The organism is Companilactobacillus paralimentarius DSM 13238 = JCM 10415 (assembly GCF_001434985.1).
Classification (GTDB): Bacteria; Bacillota; Bacilli; order Lactobacillales; family Lactobacillaceae; genus Companilactobacillus; species Companilactobacillus paralimentarius.
The window spans coordinates 13,504-32,277 of sequence record NZ_AZES01000064.1 but is presented as its reverse complement, the minus strand read 5'-3'; the positions used below and the strand labels follow the sequence as shown (position 1 = coordinate 32,277).

The window sequence follows — 18,774 nt, the reverse complement described above, 5'->3', positions numbered from 1 at the left end:
GATTTATTCATTATACCCTCTCTTAAAAGTTGTCTCAGGAATCAGCTTACATCCAGAACGGGACGATAACATCCCTGTAACGATACTGGTGAAAAAATAAACCAGACTTAATACGAAAATATTGATCAGCATAACCAAATATTTAGAAATAATAAATTGTGTTCGAGTTATCCCTGAAACCAAAGTATTCTTATACGTCTTTTGGCTAAATTCATAGCCAACTGTCATTACAAAGATACCGATAAAAGCATATACCAGAAGACTTGATGATAAAGTACTGGCATTAATGCCATCCTTTAATGTCCAAATTTTTGTCGAATTCAATTTTGCCATTGAATCAGTCGTAACCATGATTCCGCCAATGATATTTTTACCAGTGATAAGAGCTGAATACCCCATAGCAAAAAGTAGTGTCAAATAGATCCCCAAAGTGTGACTTAGACGATAGAAGTCAGTTCGTAATTGATTAAGCATTCTTAATCCCTCCTATCAAATTCGTATAGTAATCTTCTAATGATTTTTCTTTCTTAGTCAAGCTGATAACCGAGATACCTTTTTCAACCAATTCTCGATTCAATTTAGAAGGATCAACATTCAATGAATGAATCAGTATATTTTTATCATCAATTACCGTAAATTTTTCCATAAACTTTTCGTCAATAATTTTCGATGCTTTTGAAACATCATCAACTGTTAATACAAGTCCTGACCGATTGGCTTTATCCAATTCCTCTTTAGTAATCTCTTTGATCAATTGTCCATCATAGATAAAACCAAATCGCGTCGACACTTGATATAACTCGGTCAAAATATGACTCGAAATTAAAATTGTAATTTGTTTTTCCTGATTTAATTTCTTTAATAACTTTCTGAATTCAATGATTCCTGATGGATCAAGTCCATTGATTGGTTCATCCAAAATCAACAAATCAGGCTCTGGTAAAATAGCTATTGCCAATCCTAAACGTTGTCTTTGACCGAGTGACAAATCTTTAGCCTTCGTATGAATTTTTTCTGTTAGGCCAACGAATTTAATTATTTCTGTGATTTTCCTAGTGTCATTAATACCGCGCTGTATGGCAACTAATTTCAAGTTTTCTTGAACCGTCAATTTATTAAAAGCAGCTGGTGTTTCAATAACGGCTCCCACATGTTTAAGTGCTTGCTGATTGATTTTTTGATCAAATAACTTAATTTCACCGACTTTGAGTGGCGATAATTGTGTAATCAAACGCATAATAGTGGTTTTACCAGCACCATTAGATCCGATCAGACCATAAATATCACCTTTTTGTAAGTTGAAGCTCACATTATCAATGGCTTTGTAACGGCCAAATGACTTGCTGATATTATTTACCGACAGAATTGTCTTTGTCATAACAATCCCTCCTCTTCAATTAATAATCCCTCCTCTTCAATTAATATAGTAGAAAACGTTCGAAAATTTGAATATATAATATCATTTATTCTGATAATCCTTAATCGTTACACCAAAAAATCCCGACTCCATTTTGGAATCGGGATTTTGCTTATTTATCTAATTCGTTAATTTGTGCTTCAATTTGATCATTACTTCTAAATTCATCATAAGTAGTATCTGCTCGATCAATCACACCATTTGCTGTTAGGTAAATCAAACGGTTAGCAATTGTTTGAATAAATTGGTGATCATGTGAAGCAAAAAGAATTGAACCTTTGTAGTCGATCAAACTATCATTCAAGGCTGTAATTGATTCCAAATCTAAATGGTTAGTTGGATCATCAAGTAGTAAAACATTAGCCTTCAACAACATCATTTTTGATAGCATGACACGAACTTTTTCTCCACCAGATAAAACGTTAACCTTCTTAGTAACGTCATCCCCAGAGAACAACATTCTACCTAAGAAACCACGTAAGAATGTATCATCATCTTCGCCCTTTTCAGCAAATTGTCGTAACCAATCAATAATTGATGTATCTTCATTAAACATTGAGTTAAAGTCTTTTGGTAAATATGCTTGGCTAGTTGTAACACCCCAAGTTACTGTACCTGAATCTGGTTCTAACTCACCCGTCAAAACTTTGAATAAGGCCGTTGTTACCATATCATTTTTTGCTAAAAAGGCTACTTTATCGTCCTTATTCAAAATAAAGTTAGCATTCTTCAAAACGGTTTTCCCATCAATAGAAATAGTCAGATCTTTCACTTGTAGTAAATCATTTCCAATTTCACGATTAGGCACAAACTTGATAAATGGATAACGACGTGAACTTGGTTGAATATCATCTAATGTAATCTTATCAAGCATCTTCTTACGAGAAGTAGCTTGTTTAGATTTAGAAGCATTCGCCGAGAAACGAGCAATAAAGTCCTGCAACTCTTTGATTTTTTCTTCTTTTTTAGAATTTTGATCTTGCTTCATTTGTTGAGCCAATTCTGAAGATTGTTGCCAGAAATCATAATTACCAGCATAAAGTTGAATCTTGCTATAATCCAAGTCAGCCATGTATGTACATACTTTATTCAAGAAGTAACGGTCATGGGATACAACAATAACTGTGTTTTCAAAGTTGATCAAAAATTCTTCTAACCAATCAATTGAATCAACATCAAGTCCATTAGTAGGCTCATCCAATAGCAAAACATCTGGTTGACCAAACAAAGCTTGAGCTAATAACACTTTAATTTTTTGACCAGCTGTTAGATTAGCCATTTTTTCTTGATGAAGACTTTCAGGAATATTTAGGCCTTGAAGCATTTGGGAGGCTTCACCTTCAGCTTCCCAGCCACCCATTTCACCAAATTTTGCTTCCAAGTCAGCAGCTTTTAGACCATCTTCTTCATTAAAGTCGGGCTTCATGTAGATGGCATCTTTTTCTTGCATAATCTTATACAAGTCGGCATGACCCATGAGAACAGTTTCCATAACTGTGTAGTCATCATAGTCGAAGTGGTTCTGTTTCAAAGTAGCCAAACGTTCATTAGGTCCTAATTTAACAGAACCAGTTGAAGGAGTTATCTCACCTGATAACACTTTTAGAAAAGTTGATTTACCGGCACCATTTGCGCCGATTAAGCCGTAACAGTTGCCTGGGGCAAATTTGATATTTACATCCTCAAATAACTTACGATCAGCATAGTGCAAACTAACGTTACTTACAGTAATCAAATATATAATCCTCATTTCTTAAACATAATTAAATTGCATTATACGGACTATTTTCCATGTATGCAAGTAAATGTTCTCATTATAAAGCCGTTATCAAATAATAACAGCCACTAATTCCAATAAAAACATAAATAAAAAATTCCATAATCCGAATATTCAAATGACTAACCAAACGATTGGCTAAAATAGTTCCCAAAATAGCCCCTATAAATCCCACTAAAACAAATTTCAAATTGTCTACTGTTAAAATTCCGGTCGAAAAACGTAAACTAGTCATGACAATCGTATCAATTAAAAAGAAAGTCTGAATACTAGCTAAGTAATTCTCTTTAGAATTAGAAATAGTCAAAAAGTACAATGCCATCAATGGCCCGCCAATACCAAACATTCCATTGAAGAATCCTGAAATCAATGCAAAGACTGCCATGACATAAAATGGAATTGATTTAACTGAAATCGACTTCAAATTCATTACGGTGTAATACACCGCCAAAATAATCAATAATAATCCCAGTAATATTTTTAAATATCCGGCCGCCAAATATTTACTTAAATGTAGCGAGAAAATAGCCATAACAATATAAATCAAAAACGGTCCAACTAATTTTTGCCACTTCAAAGCCTTATGATACTTCCAAGCTACCATGATAATAGCAATTGACATCGTCAACGTAGAAACTCCGGCACTTTGATCAATCGGTAAAAGCTGTGGTAAAAAGACCATCAAAACAATTCCCGAACCAAAGCCAGTCACTCCTTGAACAAATCCTGCCAATGTAGCCGCCAAGATCATCACAAATATCCAACTCATAAACTGTCCCTCCATATTAATATATTAACGTATTAATAGGTAGTTATCAGTTATCTTTTGAAAGAAGATTGTAAATCATTGCCATCACACCACCAATGACAACACCCATAGCATTAGAAATCACATCGTTAATATCACTTGTACGATCAATCAAGAAATGATGTGACAATACATATTGCATAGACTCGAAACTAGATCCAATTAAAATCCCTAAAATAACTAGTAATATTAATGGAAACTTTGGAAATACTTTTTTAATAAAAAAGCCAAATGGTACAGTCATAATAATATTTTCGTAAAACTCAATTCCGGATAATTGTAATTCATATAGATTTACGCGACCCAATCCAGGTGGCAGAATCTTGACCGTTATTCCATTGATAGAAATCGGCATGAACAAAACGGCCATTAAACCTACGAAATACAGCCAATAGAAGAGAACAAAATATGGTCGAGGAAGCTTCTTTAAATTAACAAGAATGTATAAGCCACTGACCATTGCTAATAGCAAAATAAATAATGTTGGTATCCAACGCATTGCTATACACCTCTCTTCCTTTTTTTAATAATAAAAAGTCGACCCATTATAATTTCATCGGTCGACTTATTATGCCACTATACACGTTGCTTTTCTAATTTAACCTGCAGTTTGGTTTTTTCTTCAATCTTTCTAATAACCTCATTTATAGCCACCACATCTTTAACATTAGAAGAAAGGTCCAAATCAATATCCTTTCCCTTATCTAACTTTAATGCTAAATAATAAGGACTATTAAAAGTCTGATATGCAGAATCTATCACATAGAACGTGACATCAATCGGACCATCTGGTCCAATTCCACTTGGTAGATCCATTCCCTTACCAACAACAATTGAAAAATTCTTAATTTCACTAAACTTCACGGTCTCTTCATTCGAAATATTTGGTAGTAAAATAGCTCTGATTCTCTTACCAGTAGTGCTGTAATCTTGATAGTAAATTCCCCGATCATCAATTCCCCACTGATCCAAATTATCTTTTGTTTTGAGAGTATATAACATTACAATGACTATCAGACAAACAATACCAAATAAAATTGCTATCAATGTCTTCTGTGACAATAAGTAAAAGAAGAATCCAATGATAATTCCGCCAAATAAAGAAATTATTAATGGCATATAATTAATCTTACGACCAAAATTTAAACTCATTTAAATCGCCCTCCACCCTATGTAAGCCTTTACATTTATTATAACTCACAATTCAGAGACGATTAGGTTTGTATTATCCGACTTTTCTTTAAAGTTATTGTCCATCTAGTGAGATAGCACCCCGCCGTTGCTGTGGTTTTTGCTTAGGATCGAGAATATATCGATTGATTAAATCAATAATTTGATCATTTTGAGGTAAATCAGAATGCTGAGCATCCGATCCTGAAACAGAAATAGATGTAAAATGTTTAACTTGTCCTTGATAGATATACTTACCTGCCATAACACTTCCCAATGGTACTAATCCATCAGAATTGTAAGTCTCTGTCCCTGCAACTGAATAAACACTAAGACTTGATGGAATTTTTTCACGGTCATCAATAAAATCGGACAACATTTGTGTCTTATGGCGAACAGATTTCTCATTGAAGTTATATGGTGAACCAATTGTCATGAGTTGTTTGATTTTTATCTGTTCTGAATATTCAGAATAATAATTCTCCAAGAACGCCGTATAAATCAGCCCACCATTAGAGTGTCCTATAGCTTTGAAATTATTAAAATTATATTGTTTTGTCAAAAACTTAAAAGCTGTGTTGAACCATTTAGCCTGTTTCTTGATATTGTCATAACCATCATGGTTATTCTCAAATCCAACAACGATTACTGGTTCATTATCACCACGACGCAAACGACCGGAAACGTGCAACTTATTATCAGTCGTAACCCGAATCTTAATCAAACTGTGTGGTTGTTTATTGTTCTTATTCAATTTATCAACTAATGTATCAAACCGATTTACTGAAGCAGAGCTTCCTGGAATCATTATAACCGGCGACAGTTTTGAATTATGAATTTTGGCCAATTCAGTTGTATTCTGATGTGACCAATTTAATGACACAAAAATCAGTATCACTGACAAGGTAATTCCTAATATTGTCCAAAACCAATGTTTAATTTTCATTGATGTCACCCGCTTTCTGACTAATTCGATCTGACAATTTAACGAATGGCATATAGATCAAGATATCAATCACTAACAAAATGGCACCCAAAACCAGAGTTACCCAATTACCATTAGTACCAATAAAAGCAATCAATGGACCTGGAGTTCCTAATGGCACTGGGTAGGCAGATACTGGCATCCAATGTAAGAGAATAAACATTGCGGCCACAATCATATTAAATAACGGTGTAATAAGGAACGGTACCAAGAAAACTGGGTTAAAAAGTACTGGTATTCCTAACATCATTGAATAGTGACTATTGAAAATTGCTGGAAAAATCGACCATTTAGCAACATTACGATTTCGAGTCTTTTTAGAAAAAATCAGAATAGCAATAATCAGAGCTATCATTACACCACTACCACCAAAATTGGCGAAGCTATGAAACAAAGTCGTATCAGTAAATTTATACGGCACATTCCAAGATGATCCACTCTTTAAGGCCGCATTCATATTAGCCATCGAAGGTGCATCGTTAAAAGTAGGATTATTGCTAAAGGGACCACCGACCGCCATCCAAGATAGTAAATCAGTTAGAAAGCCCATCCCTAAAACATATACTAGCGAGTTGAACGGTGAATGTTGAGTTACAAAGCTGGCCACATAAGTTGGTATTTCCAATTTCACTAAAAATAATCCCGCCAAATTTAGGATTGCTGAAACTAATAAAACAATGAAAACCGGAATAATGATTTTATAGCGATATTGCATCTTTGAATCATCAAACCTGACCCAAAGGCGGCCACAAAGATAACCGATAATCAAAGCTATCAGCATTCCTTGCGACATGAAGAAACGACTAAAATTAGGTAATCCATCTTCTGTGGGTTGATATGAAATAATTAAAAAGGATAACAGTCCAATAGCACCAGCACTGCCACCATCTTTCTTATACTCCTTAGCAGTAAAATAGGCTATCCCGTAAGCAGCATAAAGAGCAATCATATCAATTGTACAATGGAAGATGACTTCCATAACCCAGCCCAATTCACGCGAATATGGCAGCCAACTGGTAACACCGAACATTTGGGCCATGTAACCAGTTTTAGTTAAAAATGCGAACTTAATAACATCAGCAAAACTGCCCAACAACATAATTGGAAATAATAACGTTAAAGTATTACGAACAGCACTCGCAACTTTAGTGTTGCGAATCTGAGCAAAAAAATTCAACAAACGAGTGACCATGTTTACCCCTCTTAACTAATCAACAAAGTATATTCGTTATTCACCTTCATATTATTAACTTCTTATCTATTTTTATCCATAAAAAGCACCCAAATTATCTGAAAAAGATTAGTTTATTTCATAAAAATTTACAAAGAATCGAATATTATATTGGCTAATATAATACAGAATATTACCTTGATTTTCCTGTTCAAACCAAATAAAGCAGGTAACCAAAGTACGATTACCTGCTTTATTTTCCCTAGTATTCGAAAGCAGAACATGTTGTGTCCTACGATTAATAATTAATATGGTTTTACTTTACTACCATAAATCTCATTACCATCGTAAATTGCGTCATTAACAGAGAATTTGTTGTTATCCAATAATTTAATATCACTACCGATCCAATACCAGCCCGGAGTCAATGATGTTAATCCTAAGTGTGGACGTTGGAAGACATGAGTTTCCATGTAGTACATTTTACTCTTAGAAAATCTCACTTGACCGTTATCATAATTTACTCGTAGGTAAAAATTTGGTAACAAAAGAACTGACTTAACACGTGGTGTTTCTTCATCCATTCTATCTTTCCCTTTCAATCTTTAATAAATTCAATATAGCACTATTTTTTGGGAGGCGCTTTCAAGATTTGGATAAAAAATGCTTTTACTATAAAGTAATTTGTAAATTTCCAATAATTCCTATAACATGATTAATATACTTTATAGAAATTAGGTGAAAACCATGAATTTAACTAACATCATGGCCTGCATGCCCGCAAATGATATAGGACGTTTTTCAGCAAAATAAAATTTAGGAGTCTAAAATGAAAAACGTCCGTAACACCGTACCATCACTTTTATTGATCATTGTACTTGTGGGATTCCCTCAAATCAGTGAATCGATATTTACCCCTGTTCTACCTCAAATCAGCTTACAAATGAATGCCGGCGCTGGAACATCTCAATTAACAATAAGTATCTACTTTATTGCCTTTGCCATTGGAGTTCTCTTCTGGGGTCAACTATCCGATAAAATTGGCCGTCGATCAGCTATGTTAATTGGAATTATCTTTTATTTATTGGGCAATTTAGGATTACTGATAAGTTCTAATTTTAATTTTCTGTTAGTAGCTCGCTTTATTCAAGCTTTTGGAGCTAGCGTCGGTTCAGTCATCACTCAAACTATCATGCGTGAAAGTTTTTCTGGTATCACCAGTACCAAAGTTTTTTCAAAAGTTGGGGCTGCAATGGCTCTATCTCCCGCTTTTGGTCCACTAATTGGTGGATTGATTCAAACTTACCTAGGCTATAAAAATGTTTTCAGCTTTTTAATCGCCATGGCTGTGGTCACTCTGCTCTATGCTTACTATTGTCTCCCTGAAACTATTGATCGCAAGAATATTCAAAAAGTATCATTGCTCAAAGTAACCTCAAGACTAGTAAAAGATCCAATTGTATGGGTCTACAGTATTCTAATTGGTGGAATAAATGGTATCTTATTTGGTTACTACTCTGAAGCTCCCTTCATTTTTATCAAACATTTCCACTATTCCTCAATTCAATATGGAAGTCTGGGGTTATCTTTGGCATTAGCCAGTCTACTAGGTGCCATCTTGGTTAACTTCTTGGCTAAATATATTAAGGCAGAATATATTGGTCTAATTGGGCTGATCTTTAGTAGTATTTCCGCTCTATTCCTAGTAATTAGTCTCCAATTTAATAACTCAATTTTAATGATCATTGGATTCTTTCTGATTTTTCTGGGATTGAACACAACTTTACCAATTGCCTTAAACTTAGCCTTGAAGAGTTATGAAGATGTTATTGGCAGCGCTGGTGGCCTATTCAGTTTTGGTTATTATTTGATTGTCAGTGGATTAACATATTTAGTAAGTCTTATTCATAATGGAACTATTCTTTCACTACCATTATTTGTCCTTAGCATAAGTTTGATCATGTTATTGGCCTACTTACCAATCACACAAAGAAATTAATTCATAAAGTCTAAAAAATAAATAAAAACGGCCTCTATTAAGGAATTCAAGTAGCAGATATATCTTGAATGCTTAATAGAGGCTGTTCTTTTGATTAAAAAATTTTTTTGAATTATTAATTTTAAAACACTGATTTTCTCTTATAAATCATTTCACACGTTTTTCATTTCGTTAGAGTCACCAATTAATGGAAACAATTCAGACCTTCCATAGTAATAACCTTGACGAAAGTTAATTCCCAATTTATTACTGATTTCGTCATCCTCAAAATCCTCAATTCCTTCAAGAATTAGGCGTTGCCCGTATTCACCGCTAATTCCTTTCCAGGCACGGAGTTTCTCACGCAATTTAGAATCCCCAATATTTGAACGAAAATTTTATAAAGCAAATTTTAATTCCGAAGCCAAAGGCAAAAAACTATGTATACTCTCAAAACTATTATCACCAGTGCCTACATCGTCCAGTGAAATTTGCATGCCATGTTCCATAAATTTGCGTAAATATGGTACCAATTTAGAATCACAGTACTGATGTGGCCCTTGTTCTTCAGTTAACTCTACGACCAACTTAGTAGGATACAGTTGCACTTGACTTTTAATGATTGCTTTTGCCATTTGCGTATCCATCAATTGCTCACGACTAACATTAACGGAACAATATTGAACTTTTTTCCCTAAGATTTTAGTTGTTTCAACTAACAATTTTGCGTTCACATTCAAGTCAATATCGACAAAAGATTTGGGAAGTCGCCAGCCATCTGGAGTCCATTGCTTGATTAAAAGTTCATAACCAAAAATAGAATGTGTTCTCACATCTATCTGTGGCTGTACAAAATAACGATAAATCGGTTTCAATATTAAATCGCCTTCTAAATTTAAAATAAAGTGTTAATTACCTACTATTTATATATCAAAAGTCTATAATCTAAGTATACTATAAGTTATATTAAATAAAATAATTTATGAAAAATGATAAATGTAAATATAATAGAAAAGTCGTAGTAATTGAATGAAAGTAGCCATTATAGGTTGTACTCACGCGGGAATTTCTGCTATGAATGAATGTCTTAAATATAATCCAGATGCAGAAATAACTGTTTATGAGCGACACGCCGACATATCCTATCTATCCTGTGCAACATATTTGCACATTGGCGGCGATGTAAAAGATTTAGGAGACGTTTTTTACGCTAATCCAGAAGAATTCATTAAAAAAGGTGTTCACATGCGTATGCAACATGACGTCATTAAAATTGATGCTCAAGCTCACACTATTTTGGCTCAGAACTTGAAAACACGTGAACTTCTTCATGACAAATACGATAAACTTATCCTAGCAACAGGTTCAAGAACAAGTATTCCTGTCATTGCGGGAATTGAAAATCCTAAGATTTTGTTGTGTAAGACTTGTAATCAAGCCCATCAACTCTCCGAAGCATCTAAGAATAATCATAAAATTGCCGTTTTAGGTGGTGGTTATGCTGGTGTTGAGTTGACTGAAGGCTTCGTTAAATCTGGACATGAAATCGTCTTATTTCAAAGAAATGATCAACTATTGGATGAATACGTTGATACCACTATTTCTGAACGTGTTAAAAAACTCTTAGAGGATAACCATGTCACCGTTTTAACTGGTACTAATGTAAGCCGCTTCAGCGATACTAAAGATGGACATCTTAAAATTTCCACTGAAGATGACAATGAGTACATCGTCGACATGGTAGCTATCTGTCCGGGAGTTCTTCCCCAATCTGATTTACTTAAGGGACAAGTTAATATTGCAAAAAATGGTGCTATTATCACTAATGCCTACATGCAGACATCTGATCCTGATATTTTTGCTGCTGGTGATGTTACCGAAATCCAATATAATCCAACTTTAACTTCCAAATATATTCCTTTGGCATCTCATGCCGTTCGTCAAGGTACCTTAGATGGTATGAATCTTTTCAAACGTCGTCGTAAATCAATGGGTAGTCAAGCAACTAGTGGTATGTTGTTATTTGGTCAAACGATTGCCTGTACTGGTCTGACTTTAAATGCCGCTAAAGATGCTAATTATGATGCCCATCATGTTTATTTTGAAAGTAATTACCGTCCTGATTTCATGCCAACTAATACTAAAATAAATATTGAACTGGTCTACGATCGTAAAAGTCGTCGCGTTCTGGGTGCTCAATTCATGAGCTCTCACGAGGTTGCACAATCAGCTAATACTGTTTCTGTAATCATCCAAAACAATAATACAATTGATGATTTAGCTTACGTTGATATGCTTTTCTCGCCTAACTTTGACGAACCTTTCAACTATCTTAATTTAGTTGCTCAAAAAGCAATCGATAAGGAACTAGACTATTGGGGTATGGACTAAATTAGTGTAAAAAAAAAGATACGATTATGTATCTTTTTTTTGTACTCTTTATTCCATACCTGTAGGTAATTTTTGATAGGCACGGCCATGTGTGTCATTGATTGTTGCCTGATACAAGGTGTCAATAGCAGCTGGACCACCAACATGTCCCATTCCCCAATATTGTAATGATTTATTTAGATTAGCAGCCACTTGATGATAGTTATTTGTGGACTTCAATTGCTTAGCACTCTTAATTAGAAGGTCCATCAATTCTGAATTCTTTTGAACTTCCTTATCTTGGCTCGCAACATGAATTGCTTCCATCAAGGCTTCAGCAGGTTCTACATTTGCCATAGTTTACCCCTTCTTTCATAACATGAAAAGGTTAACATAAGCATTCTTTTATTGTCAATACATGGTTGACGCACTGCCAATCCTAGTCAACCTAATTTTCGGAACTCTTTCTAAGAAGATGGGGTAAAAAAAACTATCAAATCTTTTGACTCTTAGCTATACCGATTGACAACCTTTCATGCTATCTCCTCTTTGATAAGATGCGTTATTATGTTTCCGATAACAGAATATTAAGCAACTAGTTACTGATCCATCACTTAATAAATGTATCCTTAGGAGATAATATTATGAAACTATTTAACAGATGTTTATTATTAACTTCTCTTCTTACAATTGGTTTGGTTCCAACAATTTCAACTATACCTATTCAAGCAGCATCCACTACCAAGGACTGTGATGTTAAAAAGATCAATGGGAAGAATCTTTACTTTCTTATCGGTAAAGATGAACTAGTTAAAGCCAGAGGTGTTGAAATACTTACTAACAATTCACCCGATGTAACTGGAATGAATGAAATGAGTACAGCCAGCAATTATATGGTTAAGGTATTGGCTCCTAAGGCTTCCACCTACAATCTCAAGGGAACTAAGCTATCACACACTTTATCACAAGGAACCGTTTGCTCATTAGGTGGTCAAAAAAAGTTTGCTGAAAAAACTTATTATAAAGTAGGTATCAAACATTTAGTTCCTATGACAGAAATCTATTAAAATTTATAAATTTCACTTTTAAAACGACTATTGTTAGTCGTTTTTTATTTTAGAATTGTCACTATCTACTTTCAAAAGTGTCCGCTAATGAAAGAACTTCGATGATAGACTACGCCTATCAATTAATTAATGAGGGGTATTATGAAGTCCACTAAAACAACTATCAGCATCCTTAGTCTCTCCACGGTTAGCAACATAACCACTGTTATTACAGGAGTAATTCCTCAGTTGAAACAATCTTTTCCTAATGTGCCCACAACAATGATCGAATGGCTCGTAACTATTGCCAATTTCAGTGCTTTACTGACAATACTACCCAATCCCTATCTCTGTCGAAAGTTAGGTATTAAAAAGGTTGTTATCTTTGGCCTAATCATTAGTACCACTGCTGGAGTGATTCCAGCTTTCATTAATAATTTTCTACTAATAATGTGTAGTCGTTTTATTTTGGGCTTAGGTGTTGGTCTCTTTTCACCACATGCTATCAGTCTGATTGCCCATAATTATCAAGGTGAATTCCGAGCCAGATTGTTAGGCTATCAAACTGGTTTAACGGCTCTAGGTAATGCTGTTTTACTAGGAATAGCCGAATTATTAGTAGGAATCTGGCGTGCAGTTTTTGGACTATATTTAATTCTTATTGTAATTGCTATTCTAATTGGACTCTTCGTAACTGAGCCAGAGAATCTGTCGGTAAAAACTAGCAATTCAAAAGTCAATCTTCCCTGGCAAAAATGGCAATTAGTTATTCTAACTTTTATTACTTATCTATTAATCTGGGGAGTTCAATTAAAATTACCTAGTTATTTTCAAAATAAGCAATTGGGTAATCCACGAGTCATCAACTTAACTCTATCAGCTATGAATTTAGGGGGGCTGGTCGCTGGATTGTCCTTCGGAAAATTACATAAAAAAATTCACCACTTCACTTTAACGTTAGGTTATTTAGGAGCTGCCATTGCTGTTTTGCTTTTATGGATCACTGATACCAGTTATCTTGCGATTATAGCAGCCATCTTGTTCAATTTTGTTTATTCCTACACTGGTCCCTATTTAATTTTTGCTAGTAATCAAGGATTAGAACCAGAGCAAATTAACTCATTGAGCAGTTATCTAACTATTTCTACGATCATCAGTGCTTTTTTTGCACCATTGATCTGGAACTACTTAGGAAACTTTGGTCCACAGAATTTAACTAGCAACGTTCTACTTTGGATCGCGGCAATCCTCTTTATTATGTCTATTATTACCCTTGTTTCCAAAAAGTTATGAGCAAACTATTTGCACATGATTCTTAAATACTGTAGATTAGTAAGTGTAATAAAGGTTGTGTGCAAATAGAGATTGCACAATCTATTTGGCAATAGAAAGGATCCTAACTATGAAAATCAACTTTAAAGATGAAGCATTAAAATATTTAGAAGATAAAATTCCAACTGGCAGTACTGTTATTTTGACAACAGATGATGGTTCAAATAAATATTCCAGCTTGGGCGGTAGTTGTGCTATCGGTGATAAATTTCAATTAGTTATTCTTAAAGATGCTGATCCTAAATATACTGTTCCGATCGAAAATAATGCTGGTTACAACATGACAACTGAGGAACAATACACTGATTTCTTTACTGATGGTCTAAATATCTCACTTTGGCATAATGCCTTAGCTCTTAAAGACAACAGTGGTATTCTTGATGGTGCCCTTTCAGTTGTTGATTGGAGAAATGTTAAACCCGAAACTGCTGAGCAACGCCATAACAAGATGGTTAAACTTGGCGATCAAATTTGCTAATAAATTTAATAAAGATGTAAATCAAATGCATCTTTTTTCTTCAAAGTAAAAGATTGTGTACAATTAATTTGTAATCAACTTAAATATGATGTATAGTAATACTTGTAATAAAGATTCAATCAAAAGAACTTTTAAATAAATACAAATAAGTGAGGAAAACAACTATGAAAATTAATATTAAAGATGAAGCACAAGCATATTTAGCAGAAAGAATTCCTAGTGGATTCCCAATGATTCTTACAACAGATGATGGTTCAAACAAATATTCTAGTCTTGGTGGTAGCTGTGCTATCGGTGATAAATTTCAAATCGTTATTTTAAAAGATGAAGATCCTAAATACACCGTAGATCTTGAAAATAACGCAGGTTACGATTTGAAGACATCCCCTTCCGATGCTGATCTACTAACAGATGGTTTGAATACTTCATTATGGCACAATGCCTTAGCTCTCAAAGACAATAGTGGTATTCTCGATGGTGCCCTTTCAGTTGTTGATTGGAGAAATGTTAAACCTGAATCAGCAGAAGAACGTCGTGAAAAAATGGTTAAACTTGGTGATCAGATCTGTTAATCAGATGACATGCAAACGAAAACTTAGGATGAATTTTCCTAAGTTTTTTTTTTATAAACAAATTTAGCAGTATAATGCAATTAATATAATTATCGTGGAGGAATTAAATGAAATATCCTATTTTGCTATTCGATCTTGATAATACTATTCTTGACACTAAAGCCAACGCTGAAAAGGCACTACATAGATTGTCAAAGCAGATTAACTTCCCCTTCACCGACGATCAGATTGCCTATTGGCATGAATTAAACGACGGACTTTGGGAAAAATTAGAACGTAAAGAAATCAAACGTGACGATCTTTTGAATACTCGTTTTGAATTATACTTTGATCACTTTGGAAAAAAAGTTAATGGTACTAAAGTAAATGCGGCCTATCTTGAACTCTTTAAACTAGAAAATATTCTTATGCCACATGCTAAACAAGTTTTAGATGCACTACATCAAACTCATCATATCTATGCAATTTCAAACGGTACTAAAGAAAAACAATACTCACAGCTTACTCGTTCCAACTTACTAACTGATTTTGATGATTTATATCTATCCGAAGATCTTGGTTATCAGAAGCCTGATCCTAATTTCTTCAAAATTGTTATCGACAAAATTGGTATTGATCAACAAAAAATGTTAGTTATCGGTGACTCATTAACAGCGGATATTTCCGGCGCCAATGCGGCTCATCTGGATTCTGTTTGGTTCAATCCTAAAGAAATTGCTAATCAAACTACTTTTGAAGCAACTTATGAGATCAAAAGCTTGGAGCAATTGCTCAGCTTATCAAAATAATTACTTATACAAAAATGGCGTTCATATTGACTAAATCGGTCAACATGAACGCCATTTTGCTTTATAAACACGTTTATTATCCTTTACTTGCTAGTGCGACGTTGAAAGGACTTAACAATTTCAACAATAAGTACCATCAAGACACCAGCACCTAAAACAATTGACCATTGTAACAAATTCAACTCTGTTACATGGAATAATCCATTAAAGCCTGGTACTAAAATTGTCGCTGCAACCATAATAAATGAAGTGGCAACTCCAATATTAAACATCTTATTCTTGAATGGATGTACTTTGAAAATTGATTGGTAAGTTGATTTAACATTAAATGCATGGAATAACTGAATCAAGGCCAAAGTAGCATAAGCCATTGTCAAGGCATCAGCGTGCATAGCAGCATTTGCAGTGTGAACTGGAAATGTAATTGCCAATCCATAAACTCCTAATGTAATCAGACCTTCTAGAATGCCTTGGTAGACAATCGAGGAACCAATTCCACCACCTAAGAAGCTAGACTTACGACCACGGGGTTTTCGATCCATAATGCCCGGTTCTGTTGGTTCAACACCTAAAGCAATTGCTGGGAAAGTATCTGTTGCTAAATTGATCCACAATAGTTGAACTGGAAGTAAAATGTCCCAACCCAACAGTGTCATCATGAATAAAGTCAATACTTCACCTAAGTTTGCTGAAAGTAAATACTGAATCGACTTTTGGATATTCGAGAAGACTTTTCGTCCTTCCTCAACAGCTACGATAATAGTAGCAAAATTATCGTCGGCTAAAACCATATCTGATGCACCTTTAGATACTTCAGTACCAGTGATACCCATTCCAATACCGATATCAGCTGATTTCAAAGCGGGGGCATCATTAACTCCATCCCCTGTCATCGCTACAACTTTACCTTTATCTTGCCAAGCACTAACAATTCTAACTTTGTGTTCCGGTGAGACACGAGCATAAACTGAATACTGTTGAACTTTTTTATCAAATTCCTCGTCACTCAGTTGATCCAATTGAGCTCCTGTAATAACTGCTCCATCATCACCTGGTTTAATGATACCTAATCGTTTAGCAATAGCTTCAGCGGTATCTTGATGATCACCAGTAATCATAATTGGGCGGATACCAGCCTTTTTAGCATCTGCTACAGCTTGAGCGGCTTCTGGACGTTCTGGATCAATCATTCCGATCAATCCGGCAAAAATCAAATCATTTTCGACAGTGTCAGAATCTACTGTTGTTGGTATCTGGTCAACGATCTTATATCCCATTGCCAACACTCGTAAAGCTTGAACGGCCATATTTTTATTTTGTTTCAGAATTTCAGTTTCATCGGCTTCTGTAAAATCACGTACTTCACCTGGGGTAGCCTGAATCTTAGTAACACGCTGCAATAACATATCAGGTGCACCTTTTACGGCCACCAGATACTTACTATTTGGCAATTGATGAATCGTTGACATCAATTTACGTTCTGAATCGAACGGCACTTCTGCAACACGTGGTTCTTTAACTAACTCATCTTCCACCTGATAATCGTGGTCAAAGCCAAATTGTACTAGAGCTGTTTCAGTTGGATCACCTACTAGAGTTCCATCACTTTGAATCTTTGTATCGTTACTAAAGGTCATAACCTGTAGAACTTTATCGGCATCCGAAATTGGTTCCGAAGCATCTTGTAATTTGCCGTATTGATAAATTTTTTCCACGGTCATTTTATTCTGTGTTAACGTACCTGTTTTATCAGAGGCAACAATTTCTGTACTTCCTAATGTTTCTACAGCTGGTAATTTACGAACTAAAGCTTTTCTTTTGGCCATCCTTGTTGTTCCTAAAGCCAAAATGATTGTAACAATAGCGGGTAACCCTTCAGGAATAGCAGCAACTGCTAACGAGATTGCTACCAATAGCATATTAATAACCAGTTCATTCATTGGTAGACCATCGTGATTATTGAAAATACCTACTGCAAAAATAACTGCAGCAATAACCAAAATTAACCAAGTTAAAGTTTTCCCTAAAGAATTCAAATTATCTTGTAATGGTGTTCCAATATCTTCAGCTCGATTGATCATTCCAGCAATTTGCCCAACTTGTGTGTCCATACCAATACTGACAACAATGCCGACGCCTCGACCATATGTCACATTACTATTCATATAGGCCATGTTCTTCCGATCACCCAAAGGAATGTCCTCATCTGCCAACACTTCAGCGGATTTTTCTACGGGAACAGATTCACCGGTTAAAGCTGATTCCTCAATCTTCATGGAGGCCGAATCGAGCAAGCGAATATCGGCAGGTACAATATCACCAGCTTCTAATAAAACTACATCCCCCACAACTAAATCCTCACTACTAATGGTTTCTAATTTTCCATTTCGTCTTACGTGAGCTTCTGGAGTCGACATTTCCTTTAATGCATCGATAGCTTCCTCGGCTTTTGATTCCTGAAAAACACCAAAAATAGCATTGATAATAACAACGGCCAAAATCAGTGCTGCGTCGGCCCATTCTTTAGCTACCAATCCAGATATTAATGCGGCTGCCAATAAAACAATAATCATGAAGTCCTTAAACTGATCTAAGAAACGCTGGATAAGATTCTTTCGTTTCCCTTGAGCTAGAGCATTAGGACCGTTTTCTTTCAAAAGCTTTGCAGCCTGTTGATTACTTAATCCATCCTCGCTAGTTTTAAATTTACTTAGCAAAGATCCTTTACTTAAAGCATAGTACCGAGAAAACTTTTTATTTTCGACTTGTTTCATTAGTATCCCTTCTTTCTATAAAAAAAGAGACCTGCACGCTAAATATGCGTACAAGTCTCACTAATTAAGACAAAACCAGAGCTACGTCTTGTTGACGATTTTGTCACA

20 protein-coding genes are annotated in these 18,774 nt (G+C 34.9%); 7 read left to right on the top strand and 13 right to left on the bottom strand.

The window, feature by feature from the left end:
* Positions 1 to 3 precede the first annotated feature (3 nt).
* The 9 genes from FD33_RS06530 to FD33_RS06490 all read right to left on the bottom strand — a co-directional run bounded on the left by FD33_RS06530 (position 4) and on the right by FD33_RS06490 (position 7,912).
* On the bottom strand, positions 4 to 474 hold the full coding sequence (locus FD33_RS06530; protein WP_082603704.1) for an ABC transporter permease: 471 nt from the start codon (positions 472 to 474) through the stop codon (positions 4 to 6).
* Positions 467 to 1,378 carry an ABC transporter ATP-binding protein gene (locus FD33_RS06525; RefSeq protein WP_025085937.1) on the bottom strand — a complete coding sequence of 304 codons (912 nt, stop codon included), beginning with the start codon at positions 1,376 to 1,378 and terminating at the stop codon, positions 467 to 469. Before FD33_RS06525 ends, FD33_RS06530 begins: the two co-directional genes overlap by 8 nt.
* A gap of 151 nt (positions 1,379 to 1,529) precedes the next feature.
* Positions 1,530 to 3,152: an ABC-F family ATP-binding cassette domain-containing protein gene (locus FD33_RS06520; RefSeq protein ID WP_025085938.1), complete on the bottom strand. Its 1,623-nt coding sequence runs from the start codon at positions 3,150 to 3,152 to the stop codon at positions 1,530 to 1,532.
* A gap of 79 nt (positions 3,153 to 3,231) precedes the next feature.
* Complete coding sequence (locus FD33_RS06515) at positions 3,232 to 3,963, bottom strand: sulfite exporter TauE/SafE family protein (RefSeq protein WP_025085939.1); 732 nt, start codon at positions 3,961 to 3,963, stop codon at positions 3,232 to 3,234.
* A 46-nt stretch (positions 3,964 to 4,009) separates the two neighbouring features.
* Positions 4,010 to 4,501 (bottom strand): VanZ family protein, encoded by a 492-nt coding sequence (locus FD33_RS06510; RefSeq protein ID WP_025085940.1) that lies wholly within the window; start codon positions 4,499 to 4,501, stop codon positions 4,010 to 4,012.
* Between the two features lie 77 nt (positions 4,502 to 4,578).
* Positions 4,579 to 5,154 (bottom strand): hypothetical protein, encoded by a 576-nt coding sequence (locus FD33_RS06505; RefSeq protein ID WP_025085941.1) that lies wholly within the window; start codon positions 5,152 to 5,154, stop codon positions 4,579 to 4,581.
* A gap of 94 nt (positions 5,155 to 5,248) precedes the next feature.
* Positions 5,249 to 6,118, bottom strand: a complete 870-nt coding sequence (locus FD33_RS06500; RefSeq protein WP_025085942.1) for an alpha/beta hydrolase — start codon at positions 6,116 to 6,118, stop codon at positions 5,249 to 5,251.
* A complete protein-coding gene (locus FD33_RS06495) occupies positions 6,108 to 7,349 on the bottom strand; it encodes a PTS transporter subunit EIIC (RefSeq protein ID WP_025085943.1) in 1,242 nt (413 codons plus the stop codon). The genes FD33_RS06500 and FD33_RS06495 overlap by 11 nt, the downstream gene beginning before the upstream one ends.
* A 284-nt stretch (positions 7,350 to 7,633) precedes the next feature.
* On the bottom strand, positions 7,634 to 7,912 hold the full coding sequence (locus FD33_RS06490) for a hypothetical protein (protein WP_025085944.1): 279 nt from the start codon (positions 7,910 to 7,912) through the stop codon (positions 7,634 to 7,636).
* A 245-nt stretch (positions 7,913 to 8,157) separates the two neighbouring features.
* On the opposite strand from FD33_RS06490, the gene FD33_RS06485 reads away from it, so the two are divergent.
* Positions 8,158 to 9,327 (top strand): multidrug effflux MFS transporter, encoded by a 1,170-nt coding sequence (locus tag FD33_RS06485; RefSeq protein WP_056955850.1) that lies wholly within the window; start codon positions 8,158 to 8,160, stop codon positions 9,325 to 9,327.
* Between the two features lie 152 nt (positions 9,328 to 9,479).
* Here the strand turns inward: FD33_RS06485 and FD33_RS13160 are convergent, their stop codons facing one another.
* On the bottom strand, positions 9,480 to 9,674 hold the full coding sequence (locus tag FD33_RS13160) for a hypothetical protein (protein WP_404280655.1): 195 nt from the start codon (positions 9,672 to 9,674) through the stop codon (positions 9,480 to 9,482).
* 30 nt (positions 9,675 to 9,704) lie between these two features.
* The gene (locus tag FD33_RS06480) at positions 9,705 to 10,181 is read right to left on the bottom strand and encodes an EAL domain-containing protein (RefSeq protein WP_373887538.1); all 477 of its coding nucleotides are present in this window, start codon (positions 10,179 to 10,181) and stop codon (positions 9,705 to 9,707) included.
* Between the two features lie 154 nt (positions 10,182 to 10,335).
* On the opposite strand from FD33_RS06480, the gene FD33_RS06475 reads away from it, so the two are divergent.
* A complete protein-coding gene (locus tag FD33_RS06475; RefSeq protein ID WP_025085654.1) occupies positions 10,336 to 11,697 on the top strand; it encodes an FAD-dependent oxidoreductase in 1,362 nt (453 codons plus the stop codon).
* A gap of 48 nt (positions 11,698 to 11,745) precedes the next feature.
* On the opposite strand, the gene FD33_RS06470 is transcribed toward FD33_RS06475, so the two are convergent.
* Positions 11,746 to 12,033, bottom strand: a complete 288-nt coding sequence (locus tag FD33_RS06470) for a bacteriocin immunity protein (RefSeq protein WP_025085655.1) — start codon at positions 12,031 to 12,033, stop codon at positions 11,746 to 11,748.
* Positions 12,034 to 12,320: 287 nt separating this feature from the next.
* Between FD33_RS06470 and FD33_RS06465 the strand changes: the two genes are divergently transcribed.
* From FD33_RS06465 to FD33_RS06445, 5 genes are all read left to right on the top strand, one after another.
* Positions 12,321 to 12,743: an SLAP domain-containing protein gene (locus FD33_RS06465; protein WP_025085656.1), complete on the top strand. Its 423-nt coding sequence runs from the start codon at positions 12,321 to 12,323 to the stop codon at positions 12,741 to 12,743.
* 141 nt (positions 12,744 to 12,884) lie between these two features.
* Positions 12,885 to 14,015, top strand: a complete 1,131-nt coding sequence (locus tag FD33_RS06460) for an MFS transporter (protein WP_025085657.1) — start codon at positions 12,885 to 12,887, stop codon at positions 14,013 to 14,015.
* A 109-nt stretch (positions 14,016 to 14,124) separates the two neighbouring features.
* Positions 14,125 to 14,532: an iron-sulfur cluster biosynthesis family protein gene (locus tag FD33_RS06455; RefSeq protein WP_025085658.1), complete on the top strand. Its 408-nt coding sequence runs from the start codon at positions 14,125 to 14,127 to the stop codon at positions 14,530 to 14,532.
* Between the two features lie 164 nt (positions 14,533 to 14,696).
* Positions 14,697 to 15,104 (top strand): iron-sulfur cluster biosynthesis family protein, encoded by a 408-nt coding sequence (locus tag FD33_RS06450; RefSeq protein WP_025085659.1) that lies wholly within the window; start codon positions 14,697 to 14,699, stop codon positions 15,102 to 15,104.
* Between the two features lie 107 nt (positions 15,105 to 15,211).
* Positions 15,212 to 15,892 (top strand): YjjG family noncanonical pyrimidine nucleotidase, encoded by a 681-nt coding sequence (locus FD33_RS06445; RefSeq protein ID WP_025085660.1) that lies wholly within the window; start codon positions 15,212 to 15,214, stop codon positions 15,890 to 15,892.
* Between the two features lie 83 nt (positions 15,893 to 15,975).
* Here the strand turns inward: FD33_RS06445 and FD33_RS06440 are convergent, their stop codons facing one another.
* Complete coding sequence (locus tag FD33_RS06440; RefSeq protein ID WP_025085661.1) at positions 15,976 to 18,666, bottom strand: cation-translocating P-type ATPase; 2,691 nt, start codon at positions 18,664 to 18,666, stop codon at positions 15,976 to 15,978.
* Between the last annotated feature and the right edge of the window lie 108 nt (positions 18,667 to 18,774).

What these genes read in the sequence shown, in the direction of transcription:
- FD33_RS06530 (WP_082603704.1), bottom strand. Translation starts at nt 474, where the DNA reads ATGCTTAATCAATTACGAACTGACTTCTATCGTCTAAGTCACACTTTG.
- FD33_RS06525 (WP_025085937.1), bottom strand. Translation starts at nt 1,378, where the DNA reads ATGACAAAGACAATTCTGTCGGTAAATAATATCAGCAAGTCATTTGGC.
- FD33_RS06515 (WP_025085939.1), bottom strand. Translation starts at nt 3,963, where the DNA reads ATGAGTTGGATATTTGTGATGATCTTGGCGGCTACATTGGCAGGATTT.
- FD33_RS06510 (WP_025085940.1), bottom strand. Translation starts at nt 4,501, where the DNA reads ATGCGTTGGATACCAACATTATTTATTTTGCTATTAGCAATGGTCAGT.
- FD33_RS06505 (WP_025085941.1), bottom strand. Translation starts at nt 5,154, where the DNA reads ATGAGTTTAAATTTTGGTCGTAAGATTAATTATATGCCATTAATAATT.
- FD33_RS06500 (WP_025085942.1), bottom strand. Translation starts at nt 6,118, where the DNA reads ATGAAAATTAAACATTGGTTTTGGACAATATTAGGAATTACCTTGTCA.
- FD33_RS06495 (WP_025085943.1), bottom strand. Translation starts at nt 7,349, where the DNA reads ATGGTCACTCGTTTGTTGAATTTTTTTGCTCAGATTCGCAACACTAAA.
- FD33_RS06490 (WP_025085944.1), bottom strand. Translation starts at nt 7,912, where the DNA reads ATGGATGAAGAAACACCACGTGTTAAGTCAGTTCTTTTGTTACCAAAT.
- FD33_RS06485 (WP_056955850.1), top strand. Translation starts at nt 8,158, where the DNA reads ATGAAAAACGTCCGTAACACCGTACCATCACTTTTATTGATCATTGTA.
- FD33_RS06475 (WP_025085654.1), top strand. Translation starts at nt 10,336, where the DNA reads ATGAAAGTAGCCATTATAGGTTGTACTCACGCGGGAATTTCTGCTATG.
- FD33_RS06470 (WP_025085655.1), bottom strand. Translation starts at nt 12,033, where the DNA reads ATGGCAAATGTAGAACCTGCTGAAGCCTTGATGGAAGCAATTCATGTT.
- FD33_RS06465 (WP_025085656.1), top strand. Translation starts at nt 12,321, where the DNA reads ATGAAACTATTTAACAGATGTTTATTATTAACTTCTCTTCTTACAATT.
- FD33_RS06460 (WP_025085657.1), top strand. Translation starts at nt 12,885, where the DNA reads ATGAAGTCCACTAAAACAACTATCAGCATCCTTAGTCTCTCCACGGTT.
- FD33_RS06455 (WP_025085658.1), top strand. Translation starts at nt 14,125, where the DNA reads ATGAAAATCAACTTTAAAGATGAAGCATTAAAATATTTAGAAGATAAA.
- FD33_RS06450 (WP_025085659.1), top strand. Translation starts at nt 14,697, where the DNA reads ATGAAAATTAATATTAAAGATGAAGCACAAGCATATTTAGCAGAAAGA.
- FD33_RS06445 (WP_025085660.1), top strand. Translation starts at nt 15,212, where the DNA reads ATGAAATATCCTATTTTGCTATTCGATCTTGATAATACTATTCTTGAC.
- FD33_RS06440 (WP_025085661.1), bottom strand. Translation starts at nt 18,666, where the DNA reads ATGAAACAAGTCGAAAATAAAAAGTTTTCTCGGTACTATGCTTTAAGT.